At 50.6% G+C, this 20,959-nt stretch carries 17 protein-coding genes and 1 riboswitch; of the genes, 7 read left to right on the forward strand and 10 right to left on the reverse strand.

Annotated features, from left to right (window positions below; translation table 11 throughout):
* Nucleotides 1–654: 654 nt before the first annotated feature.
* Nucleotides 655–1,602 carry an alpha/beta hydrolase gene (locus HF569_RS10510; RefSeq protein WP_168902387.1) on the reverse strand — a complete coding sequence of 316 codons (948 nt, stop codon included), beginning with the start codon at nt 1,600–1,602 and terminating at the stop codon, nt 655–657.
* Between the two features lie 86 nt (nt 1,603–1,688).
* Entirely contained in the window at nt 1,689–2,483 is a 795-nt protein-coding gene (locus tag HF569_RS10515) for a tyrosine-protein phosphatase (protein WP_168902388.1), read from the reverse strand.
* Between the two features lie 173 nt (nt 2,484–2,656).
* Here HF569_RS10515 and HF569_RS10520 point away from each other — a divergent pair, with 173 nt between their 5' ends.
* Nucleotides 2,657–3,544, forward strand: coding sequence for an alpha/beta hydrolase fold domain-containing protein (locus HF569_RS10520; protein WP_168902389.1), 888 nt, complete (start codon nt 2,657–2,659; stop codon nt 3,542–3,544).
* 187 nt (nt 3,545–3,731) lie between these two features.
* Here HF569_RS10520 and HF569_RS10525 read toward each other — a convergent pair whose 3' ends face one another.
* From HF569_RS10525 to HF569_RS10540, 4 genes are all read right to left on the reverse strand, one after another.
* The gene (locus tag HF569_RS10525) at nt 3,732–5,324 is read right to left on the reverse strand and encodes a DUF5776 domain-containing protein (RefSeq protein WP_168902390.1); all 1,593 of its coding nucleotides are present in this window, start codon (nt 5,322–5,324) and stop codon (nt 3,732–3,734) included.
* A gap of 573 nt (nt 5,325–5,897) precedes the next feature.
* A complete protein-coding gene (locus HF569_RS10530) occupies nt 5,898–7,487 on the reverse strand; it encodes a DUF5776 domain-containing protein (RefSeq protein WP_168902391.1) in 1,590 nt (529 codons plus the stop codon).
* Nucleotides 7,488–7,922: 435 nt separating this feature from the next.
* Nucleotides 7,923–8,579 carry a YczE/YyaS/YitT family protein gene (locus HF569_RS10535; RefSeq protein WP_168902392.1) on the reverse strand — a complete coding sequence of 219 codons (657 nt, stop codon included), beginning with the start codon at nt 8,577–8,579 and terminating at the stop codon, nt 7,923–7,925.
* Nucleotides 8,580–8,648: 69 nt separating this feature from the next.
* Nucleotides 8,649–9,383, reverse strand: coding sequence for a gamma-glutamyl-gamma-aminobutyrate hydrolase family protein (locus tag HF569_RS10540; protein ID WP_168902393.1), 735 nt, complete (start codon nt 9,381–9,383; stop codon nt 8,649–8,651).
* 220 nt (nt 9,384–9,603) lie between these two features.
* Between HF569_RS10540 and HF569_RS10545 the strand changes: the two genes are divergently transcribed.
* From HF569_RS10545 to glpK, 3 genes are all read left to right on the forward strand, one after another.
* Nucleotides 9,604–9,849 (forward strand): hypothetical protein, encoded by a 246-nt coding sequence (locus tag HF569_RS10545; RefSeq protein WP_168848928.1) that lies wholly within the window; start codon nt 9,604–9,606, stop codon nt 9,847–9,849.
* A 598-nt stretch (nt 9,850–10,447) separates the two neighbouring features.
* Entirely contained in the window at nt 10,448–11,095 is a 648-nt protein-coding gene (locus HF569_RS10550) for an endonuclease III domain-containing protein (RefSeq protein WP_168902394.1), read from the forward strand.
* A 144-nt stretch (nt 11,096–11,239) separates the two neighbouring features.
* Complete coding sequence (gene glpK, locus HF569_RS10555; RefSeq protein ID WP_168902395.1) at nt 11,240–12,757, forward strand: glycerol kinase GlpK; 1,518 nt, start codon at nt 11,240–11,242, stop codon at nt 12,755–12,757.
* 109 nt (nt 12,758–12,866) lie between these two features.
* Here glpK and HF569_RS10560 read toward each other — a convergent pair whose 3' ends face one another.
* The 4 genes from HF569_RS10560 to rlmD all read right to left on the reverse strand — a co-directional run bounded on the left by HF569_RS10560 (nt 12,867) and on the right by rlmD (nt 16,913).
* Entirely contained in the window at nt 12,867–13,127 is a 261-nt protein-coding gene (locus HF569_RS10560) for a helix-turn-helix domain-containing protein (protein WP_168902396.1), read from the reverse strand.
* Nucleotides 13,128–13,311: 184 nt separating this feature from the next.
* Entirely contained in the window at nt 13,312–14,169 is an 858-nt protein-coding gene (locus HF569_RS10565) for a DUF368 domain-containing protein (RefSeq protein WP_168902397.1), read from the reverse strand.
* Between the two features lie 694 nt (nt 14,170–14,863).
* Entirely contained in the window at nt 14,864–15,319 is a 456-nt protein-coding gene (locus tag HF569_RS10570) for a DUF2628 domain-containing protein (RefSeq protein WP_168848923.1), read from the reverse strand.
* 112 nt (nt 15,320–15,431) lie between these two features.
* Nucleotides 15,432–16,913 (reverse strand): 23S rRNA (uracil(1939)-C(5))-methyltransferase RlmD, encoded by a 1,482-nt coding sequence (rlmD, locus tag HF569_RS10575; protein WP_168902398.1) that lies wholly within the window; start codon nt 16,911–16,913, stop codon nt 15,432–15,434.
* A gap of 798 nt (nt 16,914–17,711) precedes the next feature.
* Here rlmD and HF569_RS10580 point away from each other — a divergent pair.
* The 3 genes from HF569_RS10580 to HF569_RS10590 are packed head-to-tail and all read left to right on the forward strand — an operon-like array spanning nt 17,712 to nt 19,984.
* Nucleotides 17,712–18,371, forward strand: a complete 660-nt coding sequence (locus HF569_RS10580; RefSeq protein ID WP_168902399.1) for an ABC transporter ATP-binding protein — start codon at nt 17,712–17,714, stop codon at nt 18,369–18,371.
* Nucleotides 18,368–19,135, forward strand: a complete 768-nt coding sequence (locus tag HF569_RS10585) for an ABC transporter permease (RefSeq protein ID WP_168848920.1) — start codon at nt 18,368–18,370, stop codon at nt 19,133–19,135. Before HF569_RS10580 ends, HF569_RS10585 begins: the two co-directional genes overlap by 4 nt.
* A gap of 12 nt (nt 19,136–19,147) precedes the next feature.
* Nucleotides 19,148–19,984 (forward strand): oxidoreductase, encoded by an 837-nt coding sequence (locus HF569_RS10590; RefSeq protein ID WP_168902400.1) that lies wholly within the window; start codon nt 19,148–19,150, stop codon nt 19,982–19,984.
* 47 nt (nt 19,985–20,031) lie between these two features.
* Nucleotides 20,032–20,137, forward strand: a riboswitch (TPP riboswitch).
* The last annotated feature ends 822 nt before the right edge of the window (nt 20,138–20,959 follow it).

A 20,959-nucleotide genomic window follows, 5' to 3' on the forward strand; every position in this document is an offset into this window, starting at 1 on the left:
AGCGGTCTCTAGCCTCGCTTGAAGCCGAAGACCCCGTCTTCAAGTCGCCATTTTCAAGAAGAGCGCTTGAAAATCCCACGGCTGAGCCCAAATTTGGCTCACTCACGGCTACGTTGGCGGTTTACTGCACGCTACGTTAGGTAAAAGGCGGCGTGGTTGCTTGCTCATGTAACCGGAGGAGGCCAATGATGGAGGCAGCTGTGTCGACGCTGTTAGCCGAGGGGGTTACTCGGGTTACAGCGTGGGACGTGTTTGGAGACTGACGGGTTTGGTCAGGCTTCGAACCGAGCCGGAGGACCGCTTCTCAGGCCGCAGGCGGTCCCCACAGCAGCCGGAATTGTTGGCAGCCGCAGGTTAGTTAGTAACAGCGTAGCACGACAAAAAGCGTATCGCCTCGGGGAGAGACGGTACGCTTTTTTCATGAGGAGTGAGGTCACTTAGGGGGAGTGACACTCAAGTTTAGAGGAGTTTGGTTAGGCTTGAGGGCGCCTAACCGAGGATTGATTCTCTTAGGGGGGAGAATCAAAGGGATTGGATAGTGAATTGAGTAGTAACAGTTATTGGCTAATTACTATGGTTATTACTATACCGAACGTTTGTGAATAGAATTGGGGGCAAGCTGTGATGACTTTTTGACCATTTGTTAAAGGAAGTCTAAACCTCTGAAGATTCATTAAAGTAGGTCTGGAGAAATTCCTCGACGTGAGCTTGATAACGCGCGGGATTGATCCAAAAGCTTTCGGCGTGAGACGCGTTCTTCACGATCCACAGTTGCTTGGCCGCGCGGGTAGCGGCGTAGTTCTCGTAGGCCATGCCAACGGGAACGTAGACGTCCTTTTCGCCGTGAATGAAGAGAATGGGGCGCGTGTTCTTTTTGAGCTGGTCGGTCGAGGTAACGTCGCCTAAGTAGTAGCCCAGCCGACGCTTGGAAATGGTGCTGACCAGCGGTTCGATGGGATACTTTGGCAGGTGGAACTGTCGCTTCAGCAGATAGGTGAGTTCAGCTTCAATGCTGGAATAGCCACAGTCGGCGATGATGGCCTTCACCTGTGGCGGCAAAGTTTCGCCCGAGAGCATTTCCATCGTGGCACCGCCCATGCTAACACCAAATAAGAGGATGCGGACGTTACTGTCCGTGCGATCGATCACCTGTTGAATCCACTGGAGGTAATCCAACCGATCGAGCCAACCGAAGCTGATATATTTACCGGCACTTTCGCCATGACCACGGTCATCTGGCAACAGGACGTTAAAACCTAGCCGATGATACATCTGGGCAAAGTTGGCCATCGTTTCGCCATTGCCCTTGTAACCGTGGGAAATGATGACGGTTTTGTCGCTAGCGGTTTCGGCAGGAATATATTCGGCAACCATGCGGTTCTTAGGGTCATGCTCGTGCAGGTACCATTTTTCCTTCTTGATGTTTTTGTACCAATCAACGTACGCGTAGTAGGCATCCGCGTATTTTTGCTTATCGGCGGAGGTTTCCGGGACATAGTTGACCCGCTTAAAGGCGAAGTTAAAGAGGTGCTCGCTGGCAACCAATGACGTTGCGGCGATTCCAATTAGGGGGAGGGTCCAAGTTAGGGTTTTCTTCTTCAATTAATCAGGTCCTTTCATCGTAGTGGGTAAAAAACAGACCAACCATAGTGCGATTAGTCTGACAAATTATTGTATTCAAGAGAGGTCTAATCCAAGTAAAGGCGTTTCAGGTCCGTGATGTCACGGTTGGACAGGCCCAGTACATCGTGGAGATAGTCTTGGGCACCGCCATACTGCGTATTCACAATTTTCGTGGCGGCATCGAAATAATCGGGACTAACCGTGTACAGGGCCCGCATGTTGGTGATAAACGTCTCGCTCATGCCCCGTTGCTGGGCCGCCGCGCTTTGCTGAGCCACTTTGTCGGCAATGATCTCGTTAGTTAACAGATAATCCTGCCGAATGATTTGGGGATCAACGCCTAGCGCGCTTAAGGCAAAGTAAGCCCCCATCCCCGTACGGTCCTTACCAGCAGTACAGTGGAAGAGCACGGACTGGTTGGGTTGGTCGTTGGCTAAAAGTGTGGCAAAGAAATCGTGGTAGGCCACCTGAGCAGAACGGAGGGTCATCATTTGCCGATAAACGTCGAGCATGTGGTTGTGACCAGATTGCTCGTCCGCAGAGAAACGTTGTTCGAGTTGTTCTTGCGTAGCCGAAGCGTCCGTCTCGTCATCGGCGGGAAAGACGGGCAGAAAATGATAGTTGACGCCGGCTGGGACCTTGTCGGGTGCCTGAACCTGTTCGTCCTTGGAACGAAAGTCCACGTCCGCCACAACCCCGTAATCGCTGAGGTGTTGCTGATCAGCGGGGGTGAGGTTAGCTAGACCGGCTGTCCGAATCAATTTTTGCCATTTGACTGTGTGCCCGTCGATCGTGGGGTAACCCCCTAATTCTCTGAAGTTGAGGCCTCCAGTCACGGCTAAAATTCGGTTATTTGTCATTAATTTCCACCCTTTCCTATCGGTCGTTACGCGTTCTATTCTAACGGTTTTTCGAGAAATTACCTAGTAATTGATTCTGAGGGGGGCGTTTTTTCGGCAAACGCTGTATACTGGCATAAGAGTCATACGTGAGAAAAAGAGAATGGTGAAGGCAAAAAGATAGGGTGATAGTCGTGAGTTTGCGTGGGAAATGGTTACTCTTCAAGACCCAGCACAGCCAGCTCAAGCAGCAGATGCAGCAGGCATTTTTACAACCCAGTCGGCAGAATCAGGCCGTCGTGCCGCATAAATTTCCACAAGACATCGTGACTAAAGAAAGAGAAGTCTTCGGCGGTCGAATTCTGACCGTGGGGTCGGGCGCGCCACTCCCGCAACATGTGATCTTGCTACATGGCGGCGCCTACACGATGCAGGGGACGATTGGTCACCGTAAATTAATGGTTGCCATGGTTCAACGGGCAAATCTGCGCGTATCCTACGTGGATTATCCGTTGGTTCCCGAGGCCACGGTCGAACAAACCGTTTCGTTTGCACTGAATGCCTATGATTATTTGCGGGCCCAGTACCCGGATGACCAGTTCTTCTTAATGGGTGATTCGGCCGGTGGCGGGCTGGCGCTGACGGTCTTACAACAACTGCAGGAACACCAGCAGTCCTTGCCAGCGGGAACCGTGTTGATTTCGCCGTGGACGGATCTCAGTATGATGAATCCGGATCTACACGTGGCGGCTAAGCGCGATCCGTTCTTGACGCTGGCGACGCTTAAGAAAATTGGGTTCAAGTATGCCGGCAATCGGCCAGTCACGGACCCCGTGGTGAGTCCCATCTATGGCAATTTTGATGATTTGGGGCCGATTATGCTGTATTACGGCACCAATGAATTGTTATGGGCGGATGATCAGCGGCTGTTACAGAAATTAGAGGCCGCTACGGGAACGCCCTTCGTAGCCCACGGGATGAAGTCCATGCTGCATGATTATATTCTGTGGCCGGAACTACCAGAATCGAAGAAGACGTTTAAAGAGATTAAGCAGTTTATTCTGACCGGCGAGTTGGTGTGAACTGAGACAGCCGTAATGCTGGTAGAAAAGGCACTTACCTTTAGGGGTATGTGAGTTTGAACCCCACCTCCGGGTTCGGATATTTTGACGGGCTGCCATTAGTCCTGCCCGTCATGTGAACTGAGAAAATAAAAGGAACCGTTCCATCACGCTGAAGTGGTAGAACGGTTCTTTATTAATTCACATATTAATTGAGCGCTTTGACCAGTCGTTTGTTGGCGGTGATGTAGTTGCCATTAGGTAAAACGAAACGGGTCGTCAGGTTTTTATTCACAATCTTTTTAACCTTCAAGACTTGGCCGCGCTTGTAGTGGGCCTTCTTATTGGTCAGATTCTTCTTGCCGTAAGCATTCACACCTTTAGGATTAATCACGGTCACTTTCTGATGCTTAGCCGCGTAGTAAACGCGTTGCGTGTACTTGGCGTTGGCGGTAATGTAACCGGTCATGCCGTCGGTCTTACTGTGGTGGTTCACGTCCTTCACCCGGTAACGCTTGACGCCGTTCTGGGATTTGGCGTAGCCCGTGACGACAAACATCGGCCGGTTGATGCGCTTCTGCTTAGCGTACCACTGCTTGCGGGCCTTCTTAGTGAAGGTGGCTTTCTTGTAGAGACCGATCTTCTTGGTGGCGTACACGACCGTTCCCTTAGGCGCGATGGTGGCCGCGGCACCGCCATTACTTAACACCGCGGAGTATGTGTACGTGACTGATTTAGCCGTGCTGCCAAATGTCCCAGTTTCCTCACCGGTCGTCTTAGTGACTGCGTACCCGTTGATGTCGAGCGGGGTGGTCTGGTAGCTGTCGCCTAACTTACCCGTCAGAACCTTGTCTGCCTTTAGCGTGTTGCCTTGGTCATCGACGTAGTGGACGGTGACTGGCTGGCTGGTAGCTGGCGTTGGGTCAGGTGTGGGTGTTGGATCGGGAGTATCTTCAAACCAGAAGCTGTAAGCCACTATCTCCGGTAGCAGACCGCTTAACTGGTAAGTGCCATCACTTTGCTTATTCAAAAGGTAAGAAAGTGGCTTATGGTAGATGGAAATGATTTGGCGGCGGGTTGCGTCTGGATCAAGGTTGGCAAGTTCTTCTGTCTTGTAATAGTTATCAAGCTTATTTTGGCTGGTAAACATGCCGTAGTAAGCGTCTTTTAAGCCGTTATAGTTAGTTTCATTACTGTTGAAGAACTTATCCATGGTAGGGAGCATAGGTGACATGGCTTCTGAAGAGAGTACTGGTCGAAGCTCTTTTTGGTAGTTAGCTTTAACGGTGTCATAGTCGATTCTACCGGTTTTTTCTTGGGCAATCTGGCTGATGATCCAAGCCTGCATATAGTATGAATCGGATGCCGATTGAATGGCTTGCTCTGATGTAACGTCTTCTTCTTCTGAGCTCATGGCATCCATGATAGACATGTTGAGATCTAGACCGTCAAAGGAATTTAGTGAAACCTTCAGATTTTGTATGGTATCGTCCGACATGTTGTAGTCGGCCTGTAGTTTATCCATATAATCAGAATCGTTAATCTGTTCAGCGGTTAAGGATTTTGGTGCATTAGGAAAAGCATATAACTTGGCATTCCCTTCCTTACTGCTAACCAAGACATAGGGCAGCTCGACGGAACTAATCTTGACGTTGTTTTTGGTATCTGTGGCCTTAGTCGTGACCGCAGTACTGTCTGAATTGTCCATACTATCCGCGTGAACCACGCTAGGACTGATGACTCCCCCAAAGAGAATCAAGGCTAAACTGGCTGTTATGAGTGTTCGTGTTGTGTTAAGCATTTAGCTCACCCCTTATACTTTTTGCTTCCTCATTAGATATCAGTATAACATAATTTTATTCATATTAAAACGTCTCAAGGTTGATGTAAAGGCAATGAAAGCGAGTCGAATTTAGACGGATAAATGTATATTAGGGGTAAAATGATGGTTGCTCAAATGAACTAACGTGGTGTAATCACATGATATATGAATGCTAGAAAAGGTTTATATAGTAATTACTCTTAAGTAAAGAGAGCTACAAAAATGCGATATGTCTGTATTTTGGCAGTACAACCGTTCTGTTTGAATATGATTGTAGGGGTATAGCAGTTTTTTGAACGGCTGGAGAAGGTGAGTGACGCATCCCAAATGAAAAAAAGAGACTGGCGTGAAAATCCAGTCTCAAAAGAGCGAAAAAATACTTAAAAAATTTTTGGGAGGAAACTGAGATTGGTTATCATGTCGGCTTAGAAAGTCGTAGACAAACCGTTGAGAAAGCGGAATGGGAGGCAAAATCCTGAATTTCTTCGCCAGGGCAAGAAAAACCGTTCCACCACATTTGCGGTGATGGAACGGTTTTTGATAGTTGATGACTTAATTGAGTGCTTTGACCAAGCGTTTGTTGGCAGTAACGTAAGTGCCGTTGCTGAGAACGAAACGGGTCGTCAGATTATGGTTCACAATTTTCTTAACTTTCAAGACTTGACCACGTTTGTAGTGGGTCTTTTTATTGGTCAGATTCTTTTTCCCATAGTCATTCACACCTTGTGGATTAATCACGGTGACTTTTTGATGTTTGGCCGCGTAGTATACCCGTTGCGTATACTTGGCATTTGCCGTAATGTAGCCGGTCAGGCCGTCGGTTTTACTGCGGTGGTTGACGTCTTTCACCCGGTAACGTTTGACACCGTTCTGGGATTTGGCGTAACCCGTGACGACAAACATTGGCCGATTGATACGTTTCTGCTTAGCGTACCACTGCTTGCGGGCCTTCTTAGTAAAGGTAGCGTTCTTATAAAGGCCGATCTTCTTGGTGGCGTACACGACCGTCCCCTTAGGTGCGATAGTGGCCGCGGCACCGCCATTACTTAATACCGCAGAGTACGTGTACGTGACGGATTTAGCAGTACTACCAAACGTGCCAGATTCTTCACCAGTCGTTTTGGTGACCGCATAGCCATTGATGTCGAGCGGGGTGGTCTGGTAGCTGTCGCCTAACTTACCCGTCAAGACCTTGTCTGCCTTAAGCGTGTTGCCCTGGTCATCGACGTAGTGGACGGTGACAGGTTGGCTGGCGGCTGGTATTGGGTCAGGTGTTTTGACAGGGTGAGCCTCACTGAGAGCAATGGGGGTTTCGTCAAGCATTGAACCATCTAGCAAGTACGTGCCATCAGCTTGTTTATGATAAAAGTTACTCATAGGCTTGAGGAACAAAGCGGTAGTTTTGGCTCGGCTGGCTGCGGGATCTAAAGCGCTCAGTTCAGTAGTGAGATGGTTTGAAAGGTAAGCTCGACTTGCGACACCGTTTACACTAATGGACAGGGCTGTCTTAAATTGGGATTCATCCGAATCAACCATGGATTGGTAGGAGTTTGCTATATTGGCATATCCGGGAACTTGCTTCAATAACGGTGCCAGCACAGTTTCATAGCTCGTCTTGGCTTCAGCTTGGGACATTTCATTATTTGCGACCTTAGTGCCAACACTGAGTGTCCACGCAGTTAAAGCTGCACCAATCCCAATTGCATTAGCGTACTCTTCAGGTGTCATACTGGTCAAACCCGCTTGTGAAAGTATGTAGGCCGCACGTGATTGGTTGAGATTCAGAGTAGTTGACAGACTATCGATATAATCTGCCCCATTTTCAATTATATCGTCAATGTAACTGTCGTTCGGATATTGTGAGCGTAGATTATCAGTATACGTGTTGTCCTTTAACTCGTTAATAGAAATAGTGTTATCTATTTTGGGATACTTGTAAAAAGTATCAACATGACCATCAGCGTATTCAATGGTGGAGTAAGGTAATCCCATACCACTGACCGTGACCGCCGTTTGTTTATCCCCAGTTGCCGTGGTTGCCGAGCTAGTCGTATCGGCATTAGCAATACTGGGTGGCAAGATTCCTCCAAAGAGAATCAAGGTTAAACTGGTCATGATGATTTTTCGTGTTGTATTAAGCATTTAGCTCACCCCTTATACTTTTTGCTTCCTCATTAGAGAGCAGTATAGCATAATTTTATTCATATTAAAACGTCCAAAGGCTGATGTAAAGGCAATAAAAGCGGGTCGGATTTAGATGGATAAATGTATGTTAGAGATAAAATGATGGTTGCTCAAATGAATTAGCGTGGTGTAATCACGTGATATATGAATACGAGAAAAGGTTTATATAGTAATTGCTCTTAAGTAAAGAGAGCTACAAAAATGTGATATGTCTGTATTTTGGCGTTACAACCGTTCTACTTGAATATGATTGTAGGGGTATAGTAGTTTTTTTGAACGGCTGGAGAAGGTGAGTGACGCGTTCCAAGTGAAAAAAAGAGACTGGCATGAAAATCCAGTCTCAAATCGGGTAAAAAATATTTTTTTAAATTCTGTTAACGACAATAGTTAAGCTCAAACGTCCACATGGTGTTTCAGTCGAGGGAACATGTGCACATCGGACCAACCCATCACGGCACCTTGGGCAACCAAAGCCAAAACCGTTCCGAAACCGATCGCGTGAAGCTGACCCGTGAAAATATAGGAGAGCACAATGATGGCGACCGGTGGAATGTAGCTGGCCCACTGCGCAATCACCGCTGAGCCGTGAAGAAAGCGGAAACGCAGGATGTAGGCGAGGTCGTCGTTGGGGTGCATGATGATATTACACCGCTGATAAATGGAGACGGCTACCGCAACCCCAAACAGTCCGATGATATCCACGATCACGCGGCCGAAGAGTCCCAACGTATTGACCCCAATCCAGTTCCAGAAGTAGCCGATCCATTCGACTAAGTAACTGAAGGGGATGATGTACAAAATGTTGGAAACGAACCGACGTCGATCGAAGTGACCAAGAAATAGCTGATTCATGATGGTGACGACGATCCCGTAGCCAAATAACGTGGTCCCCAAGGGCACGTGGATCCAATTGGACAGGTTCACGGACGACCCGGTCCACACGGCACTCCCAAGGTTGGTCGAAATTGTCAGGGCGTTAGCGGCAGAATTTAGAAAGATGGAAAACACCAAAAAACGCATGCGTTGTCCAAAGTCTTGCATCTTTGCCACAGTGACTCACCCTACTTTCTTCCGTATAGTCTCTAGTCTAGTTTAATTCTGGGTTAAAGGAAAGTTTTTTCACAAAGCCGTCGTGCGCTTGTCCGCTCGTTGAACAAAGTTTTCGAAGATTTGGCGTGACTCCGCGTGGTGCTTGTACATGTTCTCAGGATGCCACTGCACGGCCAAAATCTGGTCGCTGTCCGGGGACTCGAGGGCTTCCACCACGTGATCGTCGGCGGTCGCGGTGACCCGTAAACTGGGCGCCACGTCTTTTACCGCTTGATGATGGCGTGAGTTGACGTAAGGCCGGGACCCCACCAGCGTGCTCAACATACTGCCAGGGGTCACCGTCACGTGGTGGCTGGGCTGATTGCCCATCGCGGCCTGACTATGCTTGATCTGGGCGTCGGGGTCTTCACTTAAGTCTTGATAGAGCGTGCCACCGAGACCGACGTTGATCAGCTGCAAGCCCCGGCAAATACCGAGAATAGCTTTATTGCTGGCGACGGATTGCTTGAGGAGTTCTACCTCGAAGAGATCACGTTTGCGGTAGGTCTTCCCCAAGCGAACGTGCGGTTCCTCGTTGAAGAAGGTCGGGTCGACGTCCGCGCCGCCGAGAAAGGCAACCCCGTCAAAGAGGGGCAGGTAGTCGGCAACGTCACTAGGATCGACGCTAGGAAGAATAATCGGCAGGCAGCCCGCTTTGACAATCGCCTCAACGGCTGGTCTAGGGGCAAAAGCAGCATTTCGTTCATTGATGATGTTCGTGGCTTCGTCGAGCGTATCGGCGGGCAAAGCAATCCGTGGGCGCATAGCGTCGCTTCCTTTCAATTCGGTAATCACTGCGGCAGCACCGCAGATATAGATGATACTGATCAGTATACCCGTGCTGCTAGGGGTTTGTCACGCTGATGAGGGGGCTAAAAATCGTCGGTGCGGCGGGACTAAATATATTTTGACAAAATAGTTCACAATTTTTTTGAATAAACCTACAATAGTGTAGTAGACAAAAAAATGAAGCGAGGTAAACATGATGACAGAACGGCAAGTGATTCAAGAAATTTTGAATTCCGAAGCGATTCTTTACAGCTTTGAAAACGTCGATGAGGATTCAAAGGAATACACGCTTTTATTGAAACGACAGGACCAAGACGTGCGACCCGTTGAGGAGTTAAACGACGAAATCAAGAAGTATTTCGAAAGCGCTAACTTCGACTACAAGGAACAGTTAAATCCTGATGGCGATGCCGACATCCGCTTGGTAATCAAGCGCGTCTAGGCTTCGTTGCATTGAGTTATGGCTATGAGAATTGGGCAATTAATTGATTGAATGACAGGAGGTCGGGACAAAAGTCTCGGTCTCTTTTTATCTCTGAAATTATGCTTTGAAATTGCGTGCTAATAGATGGTCAATAAGTCAATCTTCGCTTTAGCCGTAATTATCGGATATTCCATCAGTTCAGTGTGAATGCCGGTTAGAGGTGTCAGTCTCTAAATGTAATTCTGCATTGTAAAATTGGATGAGTCAATTTTGAATATTAGCGTTCGCCATTGGTCTTCTCTGACGATGCAAGTAGAAATAGGCGGTCATTCTTTTAACTACTACTGTGAATAGGTCGGATAAAGTAGCCGTGAGTGAGTCAAATTTGAGCTCAGCCGTGGGATTTTCCAAGTGATTCCCTTGGAAAATGGCGTCTTTGAGACGTGTTTCTCGGCTCAAAGCGAGGTCAGAGACCGTTCTGTGGCTCTGGCCGTCCTGCCCACAGCGTTCCAGCTCAAATTTGGCGAACGGTAGGCGGCACTGGGAGACTGGTCTATTAGCAGATTGTTCGGTAGAATGGAAGGTATTGATTTTTAACCTTGAGGAGGAATGGACCATGACGCTAGAAGAATTGTATCGCACGATGGCTAAAGAGATGGGCCCCCAACCTTGGCTGAAGCCCGGTACGCCCTGGGCCGAGACGCCCGTAGAAATTATGTTGGGCGCGATTCTCGTGCAAAACACCAACTGGCGTAACGTGGAACCGTCATTAATCCAACTGAAGGCGCAGACCGGATTCGATCCTGCCAAGCTGCGCGAGTACACACCGGCCACGCTCATTCCCGTGATTCGGAGCAGCGGCTTCTATCAACGCAAGAGCGCGGCGATCCTATCACTCGCTGCGTGGCTGGGACGCGCCCACGATGATTTAGCAGCGTTGAAGCAACGCGACGGTGCTAGCTTGCGGAAGGAATTATTGAGCATTACGGGCATCGGGAATGAAACGGCCGACTACATTTTGATGTACACGCTGGACCACGGGACGTTCATGGTGGACACTTACGCGCGGCGACTATTTGCCTGGTTGGGGGCGGAGATGCCCAAGACCTATCCGGCATTCCAGAAAAAAGTGATGGGGCAACTCGACTTCGGCTTGGCGGACTATCAGGAGTTTCATGCCCTGATCGATGAGTTCGGTAAACGCGTTAAGACCGACGCTGACTTTGCCGAGTCCTTCCTGGCAGGGCGGCGGTTGACGGTCTAAACGAGACAAAACTTAAGGAATTGCCAAGCCGGAGGGTTACCGATACAAAATCTGGTGTTTTTAATGATGGTCGTGCTATGATTAGTGAAGTGAAAATTGGAACCGCTTCCGATTCGAAAGCAGTTATGGAGGGAGTAAATACATATGGCACTTAAACAACCGGAAGATTATATCTTGGCGATTGACCAAGGGACGAGTAGCACGCGGGCGTTGATATTTGACCACACCGGGCGCAAAGTTATCGAGGGTTACAAAGAGGTTCCCCAGTATTATCCACACGCGGGCTGGGTTGAATCGGATGCCAATGAGATTTGGAACAGTGTGTTGTCGGTGATTGCCAGCGCATTGATCGATGCGTCAATTCATCCCGAAAACATTCAAGCCATTGGGATCAGTAGCCAACGGGAAACCACGATCGTGTGGGATAAAATAACCGGCGAACCGATCTATCATGCCATCGGCTGGCAAAGTCAACAAACGGCCAGTCTTGCGAAGAAACTAGCAGCGGACGGCCGAACCAAGGCGATTAAGGACAAGACTGGGTTGGTGCTGGACGCCTACTTCAGTGCGACCAAGGTCCGCTGGATTTTGGATCACGTTCCCGGTGCTCAGGAACGGGCAGAAAACGGTGACCTGTTGTTCGGGACGGTAGATAGTTGGCTGGCTTGGAAACTCTCTGGCGGGAAGATTCACGTCACCGATTACAGTAACGCGAGCCGGACCATGATGTTCAACATTCACGATTTGCAGTGGGACCAAGATATTTTAAGCTGGTTAAATATTCCTACGGCCATGCTACCTGAGGTGAAGTCCAGTTCTGAAGTGTACGGCGTGACGCAAAACTTCCAGTTCTACGGGGTAGAAGTACCGATTGCCGGGATCATTGGGGACCAGTCCGCCGCGTTGTTGGGACAACTGGCCTTGGAGCCCGGCACCGTCAAGAACACGTACGGTGATGGGGCCTTCGTGATGATGAACACGGGGGATGAACCGCGCGCCTCGAAACACAATCTTTTGACGACGATTGCGTATAAGATGGACGGTCAGGTGACCTATGCCCTTGAAGGGTCGATCTTGGTGGCGGGCACGGCGTTGGCTTGGTTACATGAGAGCATGAAGATTATTGACAACGTGCCGGAATCGCGCCAAGCAGCCATGGCGTCGACCGATGAAGATGAGGTCTACGTGGTTCCAGCCTTTAACGGTCTGGGTGCGCCTTACTGGGATCCGGATGCCAAAGGGGCGGTCTTCGGACTGTCACGCGGGACTAACCGCAATGATTTCGTGAAGGCGACGCTACAGTCAATTGCCTATCAGACGCGTGACGTCTTACGGACGATGAAGCAGGATACTGGCATCGATATTTCTGAACTGATGGCCGACGGTGGTGCATCGCGTAATCGTTACTTGATGCAATTTCAAGCTGATATTCTCGACACGCCAGTTCAACGGGCGGCCGATGAAGAGACGACGGCCATGGGCGCGGCGATCACGGCTGGGTTAGCGGTCGGCTACTGGCAAAATATTGATGAAATCAAAGAGATTCGCAACGCCGGGCGGTTGTTTACGCCGAACATGTTACCGGATAAACGGGCCCGGTTGTACGCGGGCTGGCAACAGGCGGTCAAGGCGACCCGGGCATTCAAGCCGAATAATGAGTAAGGTAGGGGTCGCGGCCCTTACTGTTACTAATGTAAAAAGAACGATTTTTGTTGCACTAAATGAGTGACAACCTAACAAAAAGGCGCTGAGCTGGCTCAGCGCCTTTTGACTACTCTGGTGTGTGTGGGGTTACGAATTGAACCGAGAGTTCTTTGCCCGTTGCGGCAGCGATATCGCGGAGCACTTTAACCGAAACGTTCATCGTCCCCGCTTCGATCCGGGTGATGGTTGACTGTGGTTTACCCACGAGTTTGGCAAATCGATGCTGGGAAAGGGCGGTCTCTGCCCGGAGTTGGCGGACAGCCTGGGCCACTTCCGGGTTGTCCATGGCTGCGGCCGGTTGAACCGGATTGTCGAAGTCACTAGTCATTGCGTAGGATCCTTCCAAATTTAAGTTGGCGATTAACCTGGGTGATCAACGCGAGGTGTCAGTTCTGCCTGACACGATTGAGTTGGACACCAGGCTAATGGATACTGTCTAGTGTAGCGATTTTTAAGTGCGTCAGCAAGTAATCCTAGACACCCGTCAATGAAATGTAACGTAAGTCAGGCGGTTATTTATATTTAAGTTCGAGACGACTCATCCAATAACCGAGGCCAGCGCCGATTAGTAAGGCAAGACCGCTGAATGCTAAGGTTGTCCCAGTGACGCCGGCGTAGGAAATGCTTTCGGCCGCGTGGGGATTGGGCACTAGGATCAGCACGGTGCTGGCGACCACGATGCCCAAAATAAAGTGGTAGACGCGTGAGTGGAACCGGTGAATCAGGTAGTCCATCCCCTTGGAGAACAGAACCATGGCGAGACCACCACCGATGGCAATGGGGAGATAGACGCCGAGCAGGTCGAAATTTTTAAAGCCCGTCAGCATGGGGGTGAATAACCCCAGAATCAGCAGCAAATTTGAAGGGCTTAATCCGGGAACCAGAACCCCCAAGGCGATCAGTACGCCGGCAACCATGAAGCCCCAGAAATTAGCGGGGAGGGTGCCAAAGAGGTCGCTCATGGTATATAGGAGGCCGCCGCTGATGATCAGGGTGCCGAAGAACCAGCCATAGTCGGCAGCATCACGGGGATGTTGCGAACTGGCGGTGTGCATGAGCGCGGGGAGTGTGCCCAGAATGGCTCCCGCAAAGCCCCAGAGCACGATGACTTGCCAATGGGCAAGCAGGTATTCCAAGGGCGCCGATAGCAGGGCAATCCCGACGATGCCCCCCAGACCAACCGGGACGAAATACCAGAAATCACGTTTAAAGTTTTGCCGAAAATGGGCCATGAAACCTAATAGACGTTCGTAAATGCCGAGAATAGCAGCCAGAACCCCGCCAGAAACGCCGGGCAGAATGAAGCCTAAAGCGATGATAACACCCTTGAAGAAGCGTTTCACGGGACCATCGGATCGAATAGGTTGCATACGTTACTCCTTTTTAGTTAACAGTTAGATTAGTATCATCAATTTATCAAAATGGTCTGGGCAACGCAACCAAAGGACATTGGGTTGCGGCAAACTTAAGAATTAATTTGTAAAGGAATGAAAGTCATTGCTGGAATTTGACCAAAATAAACTGAAAAATGGTCTAACCCCGTCACCTACGGCTGTCAGAGATTCCGCCTGCTGTGGGGAACGCCTGCGGCCTGAAGGGCGGTCCTCCGGCTCGGTTGGAAGCCCGGAAATTCACCGGTCTTCCAACACGTCCCACGCTGTAAGCCGAGAATCGGCTAACACCGTCGACACAGCTGGCTCCACCTCTGACCTCCTCCGGTTAAGTTAGTCTTTGGATGACAAGCTACTTTAACTAATTGTTCTATTTAGCTGATAACGCTTATCGATATCCGTGTAGCCATGAGTGAGCTAAATTTGGACTCAGCCGTGGGATTTTCAAGTGGTTTACTTGAAAATGGCGACTTGAAGACGGGTTCTTCGGCTTCAAGCGAGGGACAAGACCGTTCTGTGGCTTGTCCCGTCCTCCCCACAGCGATCCAGTCCAAATTTAGCGAACGGTAAGGCGGCAGTCATCATCTATGTTGCCAATTTATTAACCATCAAAGCACAAAAAGACCCAGGACAGAAGTCCCAGGTCTTTTCCGGGTCCCAAGGTGTTGGACCACTAATCGTTATTTTTAGGTTGTGACCAGTAGCGTGCCCGGGTCAGCAGTTCCTTAGAACGCTCGTCCGCCGGCACAAAACCACGGGTAAAGAGGTGCTTGAAGTACATCATGTTGTACAGCGTTCCCCAGATAATGCCACGTAGCATTTCCCAGCCGCCGACAGCGAAGAACTGGGCCAGTTGATTGACGGGCACCATCATTGACAGCACCATCATGATGCTGAGCTCAACCCCGAGGATACAGAAAAGATTGTACCAATCACCCCGGAATAGTGTTGGAAACGGGGGAAAGATAAACATCGTCCAGGAGAAACCGACCTTGGCGATACGCATATTCCCCGTTTCGGGATTAACAACGGTTGCATAATTTGGCGGTAACGGCAGTCCTTGAGGGCCGTCACCGTTCTGGTTATCGGGATCATTATCGTTGTTAAAGCCCTTGAAAGGATCTTGCATGTCATTTGCCAACTTTCTACAGAATTCTATGTGTTCACGTTAAATAAAAGTCTAACACGAAAACCCGCGACTGCCTATTAATCTATTTATCCCCACAAAGCTAGTGGGATCATTAACTACGGCGACTGAGCTTCACAACCGCTTCACAGCGGGCCGTCTGCGGCATCATGTCGACTGATTGGATGTAGTCCACATGATAGTCGTGCGCGAGTTCAACGAGATCTTTGGCGAGGGTCGATGGGTTGCAGGATACATAGACCAGCTTGGTGGGACGAACGGCCAAAATCGTTTCGATCAGGGTGGCGTCCAGGCCGGTGCGCGGAGGATCAACCACGATGGCATCGGGATGGAAACCAGCCATGACCCATTTTGGTAAGAGCTCTTCGGCGGTGCCTAACTCGTAGTGAGCGTTCGTGATGCCATTGGCCGCGGCGTTTTCGTTGGAATCGGCAACGGCCTCGGGGATGACTTCCATCCCCCGGACTTCCTCGGCCACGTTGGCCAGGGACAAGCCGATGGTTCCAATCCCGGAGTAAGCATCAACGACATTTTCGCCGGGTTGTAGGTTCAAGGCCTTCTTGGCTTCGGCGTAGAGGACTTCCATCTGGTAAGGATTCAACTGGAGAAAGGCCCGTGCGGAGAGCTTGAATGCCAAACCGTCAATCTTTTCGGTGATGGCTTCGGCGCCCGCCAAATGCCGGGTGTCGTCGCCCCAAACTAGGGAGGTCTTGCCCGGATTGACGTTTTGCATGACGGAGGTCACTTCTGGTAACTCCGCGGCAATTCGCGTGAGCAGGTCGTGTTTGTGTGGTAATTTCGGCGAATTGGTGATGAAGACCAATTGGACATCGTCGGTGTGAGCTGCGGCCCGAACGACCAGAGTTTTGACGATCCCAGAGCCTTGTTCCTCATCATAGATGGGCATGTCGAGATCTTGGAGCATGCCCACGACTGCCCGCATGACGTGCATCGTCACGGGCATTTGGACGGAACAGGTTGGCAGGTCGACGAGGTCGTGGCTGCGTTCGGCGTATAGGCCGGCCTCAACCTGGCCTTCGGCGTTGCGGCGCACTTGAAATTGAGCCTTGTTGCGGTAGGCGTAAGGGTCATCCATGCCCAGAGTTGGGCGCAAATCGTAGTGCCGGTAGCCTTCTGGTTGGTAGCGTTCCAGGGCTTGGGCGACCACGTCTCGCTTGAATCTTAATTGGGCAGGGTAGTCTAAATGTTCCAATTCGAAGCCCCCGACTTGATCGGCATAGCTGTCGCGAGGTTCCACACGGTGGGGGCTGGTCTTACGAATCCGGTGAACCTTGGCGCGTAAGTAACGGGTTGCCACGCTGGTAACCTCGGCGACGACTTCTTCATCGGTAAGGGCGCCGGGAACAAAGACGGCCATGCGCTTGTAGTAGCCGATGCCTTCCCCGTTGATCCCCATCCGTTTGATGGTTAAAGGAAAACGTTGCCCAACTTCGACTTGAACCTGCGGCGTTTCGTGGCGGCGGTTAGTTGAGCGATAGTGATTGCCGCCAGCTTGGCGGTGAGTGTTGCGGTTATTATAATTACCGCGGTGAGACTTTGAATCAAAATTTGCCATATTTTCTCCTAATTAGGTTGACTTGCATACCATGAATCGGTACTTCCGAACAGTTACGGTCTTGAACATTATACCAAACTTTGTCGGTCCCCGGGGCTGCGAGGGTTTTTCGGATAAATGAAGCCGTTTCCATAGGCAAGCTAGTGGCATTTAGGTATAATCGATTTATATGTAACGCGTGAGAACTATTGTCTTTGACGCTGTGTGGGGATTGAAAGATGGCGGTAGCACGCGCCTTACCGTTCACCAAATTTGAATTGGGACGCTGTGGGCGGGACGGCTGGAGCCTAAGAGCGGTCTCCAGCCTCGCTTTGAACCGAAAACCACGTTTCAAAGGTGCCAGTTACCAAGCGAACACTTGGTAACTCCCACGGCTGAATTCAAATTTGGCTCACTCACGGCTACATAGAATGTTGGAACAACTGTGAGAACCCATGCAATCGAGTGGCGTTGACGCTAATATTGCGGTTGAATGGTAGCGTAACCGGAGGAGGCCAATGATGGAGGCAGCTGTGTCGACGCTGTTGACCGAGGTACCTCACTCGGTTTACAGCGTGGGACGTGTTTGGAGACTGACGGGCTTGGTCAGGCTTCGAACCGAGTCGGAGGACCGCTCCTCAGGCCGCAGACGTTCCCCATAGCAGCCGGAATCGTTGGCAGCCGCAGGTGATGGTATGGTTTAGCATCTGTGGCTCTAGCCGTCCGCCCACAGTGTTCCAGCCCAAAGTTGGCGAACGGTAAGGCGGAGGGTACAGGACACAGTAGCCAGTCAGGCTACATAAGAAGCATTGAGAGGAGATGAGGCCCGTGAGTCTGTTGGAATTAAAGCAGGTGGGCTATCAAGTTGGGGACACCCCGATTCTACAGGACATTAACCTGACGATTGATCAGGGCGAATGGGTCACGTTAACCGGACCATCCGGCGGCGGTAAATCAACGTTGGTTAGAATCATGGCGTCGCTGTTGAGCCGTACCAGTGGTGAGTTGTCCTTTGCGGGACGCTCAATTGATGACTATGACCCGATTGCTTACCGGCGCCGAGTATCGTATAGCTTTCAACAGCCGACTTTGTTTGGCGCAACGGTGCGGAACAATCTCCAGTTTCCTTATCAAATTCGGCAGCTGCCCTTTGACCAGCAACGAGCAGTGACGGCGCTGAAATACGTCGGCTTAACAGCTGCTGATCTCGATAAGGCCGTGGTAGACCTGTCGGGTGGTCAGCGCCAGCGGGTGGCCTTACTCCGCAACGTGATGATCTACCCAGAAGTGTTGATTTTAGATGAGGTGACGGCCGGGCTAGATGCTGATAACAAGGCGTTTGTCTGGTCGATGATTCGGCATTTTAACGTCGATGACGGGATCACGATCGTCGCCATCACGCATGATCAGGCGGAGATTGATGCGGCTAAACGGCTGGTTACCTTGGCCGATGGACGCCTGGTGGGAGGTGCGCAATGAATTTAGCGGTAAATAATCAGTCACTGATCTTGGCATTGGGCCTCGTGATGATCGCCTTGGCTATTGGCTGGCACGAAAAATTGGGGATTGACCGCGACATGATCATCGGCGTGGTCCGTGCCGTTGTCCAACTCTTTGTGGTGGGGTACCTGTTGAAATACGTGTTTCGAGTGAATAGTATTTGGCTAACGGCCACGTTAATTTTAATCATCATCTTTAATGCCAGCTACAATGCCAAACAGCGTAGCCAAGGGATTCCGCGGGCGCTGCCCATTTCATTGGGGGCGATTCTGATCAGTACCGGCGTTACGCTGGGCGTCTTAATGTTAGCGGGGGCCATTAAATTTATCCCGTCACAAATGGTGCCCATCTCCGGGATGATCGCGTCCAACTCGATGGTGGCGATTGGCTTGTGCTACCGTAATCTCAACGCGGAGTTCAAGCAGGAACGCCAAGCGGTGCTGGAAAAACTAGCGCTGGGCGCCGATTTGAAGGATGCATCGCGAGATATTGTGCGCGCCAGCATCAAGACGGGGATGCAACCGACGATTGATTCCGCCAAGACCATGGGGATTGTGAGCCTACCGGGGATGATGTCCGGGTTGATCTTCGCGGGGGTTGATCCCGTGCGGGCGATTAAATACCAGATCATGGTGGTCTTCATGCTAATGTCGGCCACGAGTATTGGGTCGGTCTTGGCCTGTTACTGGGCTTACCGGGAATTTTATAATGAACGAAAACAGTTAGTTGGTCCGTCAAATTAGGAGGTAAATGAAATGTCACATCGAAAAGTTGCGTTAGTTACGGGAGCGTCATCAGGAATTGGCAATGCGATTGCCCGCAGTCTGCATCGTAATGGGGTTACCGTTTATGCAGGGGCTCGGCGCGTCAGTCGGATGAACGACTTGGACGATCTGGGGATTACGACGTTGGCGTTGGATATCACCGACGCTGACAGCGTGGAACATGTGGTGGATCGGATTGTCAGCGAGACGGGCAGAATTGATATTTTAGTCAATAACGCCGGTTATGGCCTGATGGGTGCCGTGGAAGAGGTGCCCCTGGAACAAGCGCAAGATCAATTCGATGTGAACTTGTTTGGCGCTGCCCGGTTGATTCAGTCGGTGCTCCCCATGATGCGGCAGCAACACGCCGGTCGAATTGTCAACGTGACTTCGGTGGATGGCAAGGTGGCCCAGCCGTTTGGGGCGTGGTACGTGGCGTCTAAATTTGCGCTGGAAGGTTTGTCAGATGCGTTGCGGTTGGAACTCGCACCCCAGGGCATTCACGTGGCCGTAATTGAGCCGGGTGCGATCCAGTCGGAGTGGGCCGATATTGCGGCGGATCATCTGCGGGCCACCTCGGCGCACGGCCCGTATGAAGCCGGGGCGAGTCGTGCGGCAGCAATTTTAAAAGCAGTCAAACAATTCTCGAGTAAGCCGCAAGTGATAGCCCGGTTGGTGGATAAGGCGGCGCTGGCTCGCCGGCCCAAGACGCGGTATTCAGCCGGCGCTGGGAGCCAAGTCTTGTGGGCGCGACGTTTTCTCTCGGATAAGGCCATGGATCACCTGTGGCAACTTATTGGTAAGACGGCTGAACAGATTACCCGGTAACACGAGAATCGTTGACGTGGCCGAAAAACCTGTTATGCTGGAATTAACCAGAACACTAGGGGTGTCCACGATGGACTGAGATGCGGGAGAACCCGTGATCCCTTGGAACCTGTCAAGTTGGAACTTGCGAAGGGAATGTGTCGTGGCACTTAGGGCCGCCGGTTCACTACTTTGTGAGTGAATCGGCGGCCCGTTTTTGTTCGCCCCTAGTGATGGTTAACAGGTTGACCAGCCATTGAAGCTGGTGAATGCGTTAGTATCCGCTTAACGGGACGGTAAATAACCATGGAACATTGGCTTATTTTACTGATCTAAAGGTTGAAAGAGTAATAACAGTCGGACTAAAACTGGGCAACGTGGCGGTTTCCTGCCGCCTTACCGTTCCTCAAATTTGGACTGGAACGCGGCGGGGAGGACGGGACAAGCCACAGAGCGGTCTTGTCCCTCGCTTGAAGCCGAAAAAACCGTCTTCAAGTCGCCATTTACCAAGAAGATCACTTGGTAAATTCCACGGCTGAGTCCAAATTTGACTCACTCACGGCTACGTGGAAGTTGGCAATTTCTGTTTGCTGAGTTCTGACTGCGGGTGGTTCAGCTAGTTCGTAAGTCAAATACAGCTGAACCAAAGGAAGATTGAGCTGAAATCGGTTTGCATAGTACTCTTGGTCGACTGAGATAATGGCTGTCACGTCCGTTATCGACTGAAGTGAAACTACCAGAGTAGCCGTATTCTCCACCTGTTGTTTTGATAAAACACAACCAGAGCCGGAGGAGGCCAGGGATGGAGCCGGCCGTGAAAGTGGTGTTAGCTGGCGATTTTCCAGCCAGCTTTACAGTACGGGCGAATTTGAAGACACGGTTCTGACCCGTACCCCAAAAGTTGGAACAAACTAGAGGGGTATAAATCATGGTTGTTTCAGTTGAAAATAAGATTAAAGCTGTCGAAGACTATCTTAGTGATCGTGGTGAATCGTA

The sequence above is a fragment of the Levilactobacillus tujiorum genome (genome assembly GCF_012641185.1).
Lineage (GTDB): Bacteria > Bacillota > Bacilli > Lactobacillales > Lactobacillaceae > Levilactobacillus > Levilactobacillus tujiorum.

What these genes read in the sequence shown, in the direction of transcription:
- HF569_RS10515 (WP_168902388.1), bottom strand. Translation starts at nt 2,483, where the DNA reads ATGACAAATAACCGAATTTTAGCCGTGACTGGAGGCCTCAACTTCAGA.
- HF569_RS10525 (WP_168902390.1), bottom strand. Translation starts at nt 5,324, where the DNA reads ATGCTTAACACAACACGAACACTCATAACAGCCAGTTTAGCCTTGATT.
- HF569_RS10530 (WP_168902391.1), bottom strand. Translation starts at nt 7,487, where the DNA reads ATGCTTAATACAACACGAAAAATCATCATGACCAGTTTAACCTTGATT.
- HF569_RS10540 (WP_168902393.1), bottom strand. Translation starts at nt 9,383, where the DNA reads ATGCGCCCACGGATTGCTTTGCCCGCCGATACGCTCGACGAAGCCACG.
- HF569_RS10545 (WP_168848928.1), top strand. Translation starts at nt 9,604, where the DNA reads ATGACAGAACGGCAAGTGATTCAAGAAATTTTGAATTCCGAAGCGATT.
- HF569_RS10550 (WP_168902394.1), top strand. Translation starts at nt 10,448, where the DNA reads ATGACGCTAGAAGAATTGTATCGCACGATGGCTAAAGAGATGGGCCCC.
- glpK (WP_168902395.1), top strand. Translation starts at nt 11,240, where the DNA reads ATGGCACTTAAACAACCGGAAGATTATATCTTGGCGATTGACCAAGGG.
- HF569_RS10560 (WP_168902396.1), bottom strand. Translation starts at nt 13,127, where the DNA reads ATGACTAGTGACTTCGACAATCCGGTTCAACCGGCCGCAGCCATGGAC.
- HF569_RS10565 (WP_168902397.1), bottom strand. Translation starts at nt 14,169, where the DNA reads ATGCAACCTATTCGATCCGATGGTCCCGTGAAACGCTTCTTCAAGGGT.
- HF569_RS10570 (WP_168848923.1), bottom strand. Translation starts at nt 15,319, where the DNA reads ATGCAAGATCCTTTCAAGGGCTTTAACAACGATAATGATCCCGATAAC.
- rlmD (WP_168902398.1), bottom strand. Translation starts at nt 16,913, where the DNA reads ATGGCAAATTTTGATTCAAAGTCTCACCGCGGTAATTATAATAACCGC.
- HF569_RS10580 (WP_168902399.1), top strand. Translation starts at nt 17,712, where the DNA reads ATGAGGCCCGTGAGTCTGTTGGAATTAAAGCAGGTGGGCTATCAAGTT.
- HF569_RS10585 (WP_168848920.1), top strand. Translation starts at nt 18,368, where the DNA reads ATGAATTTAGCGGTAAATAATCAGTCACTGATCTTGGCATTGGGCCTC.
- HF569_RS10590 (WP_168902400.1), top strand. Translation starts at nt 19,148, where the DNA reads ATGTCACATCGAAAAGTTGCGTTAGTTACGGGAGCGTCATCAGGAATT.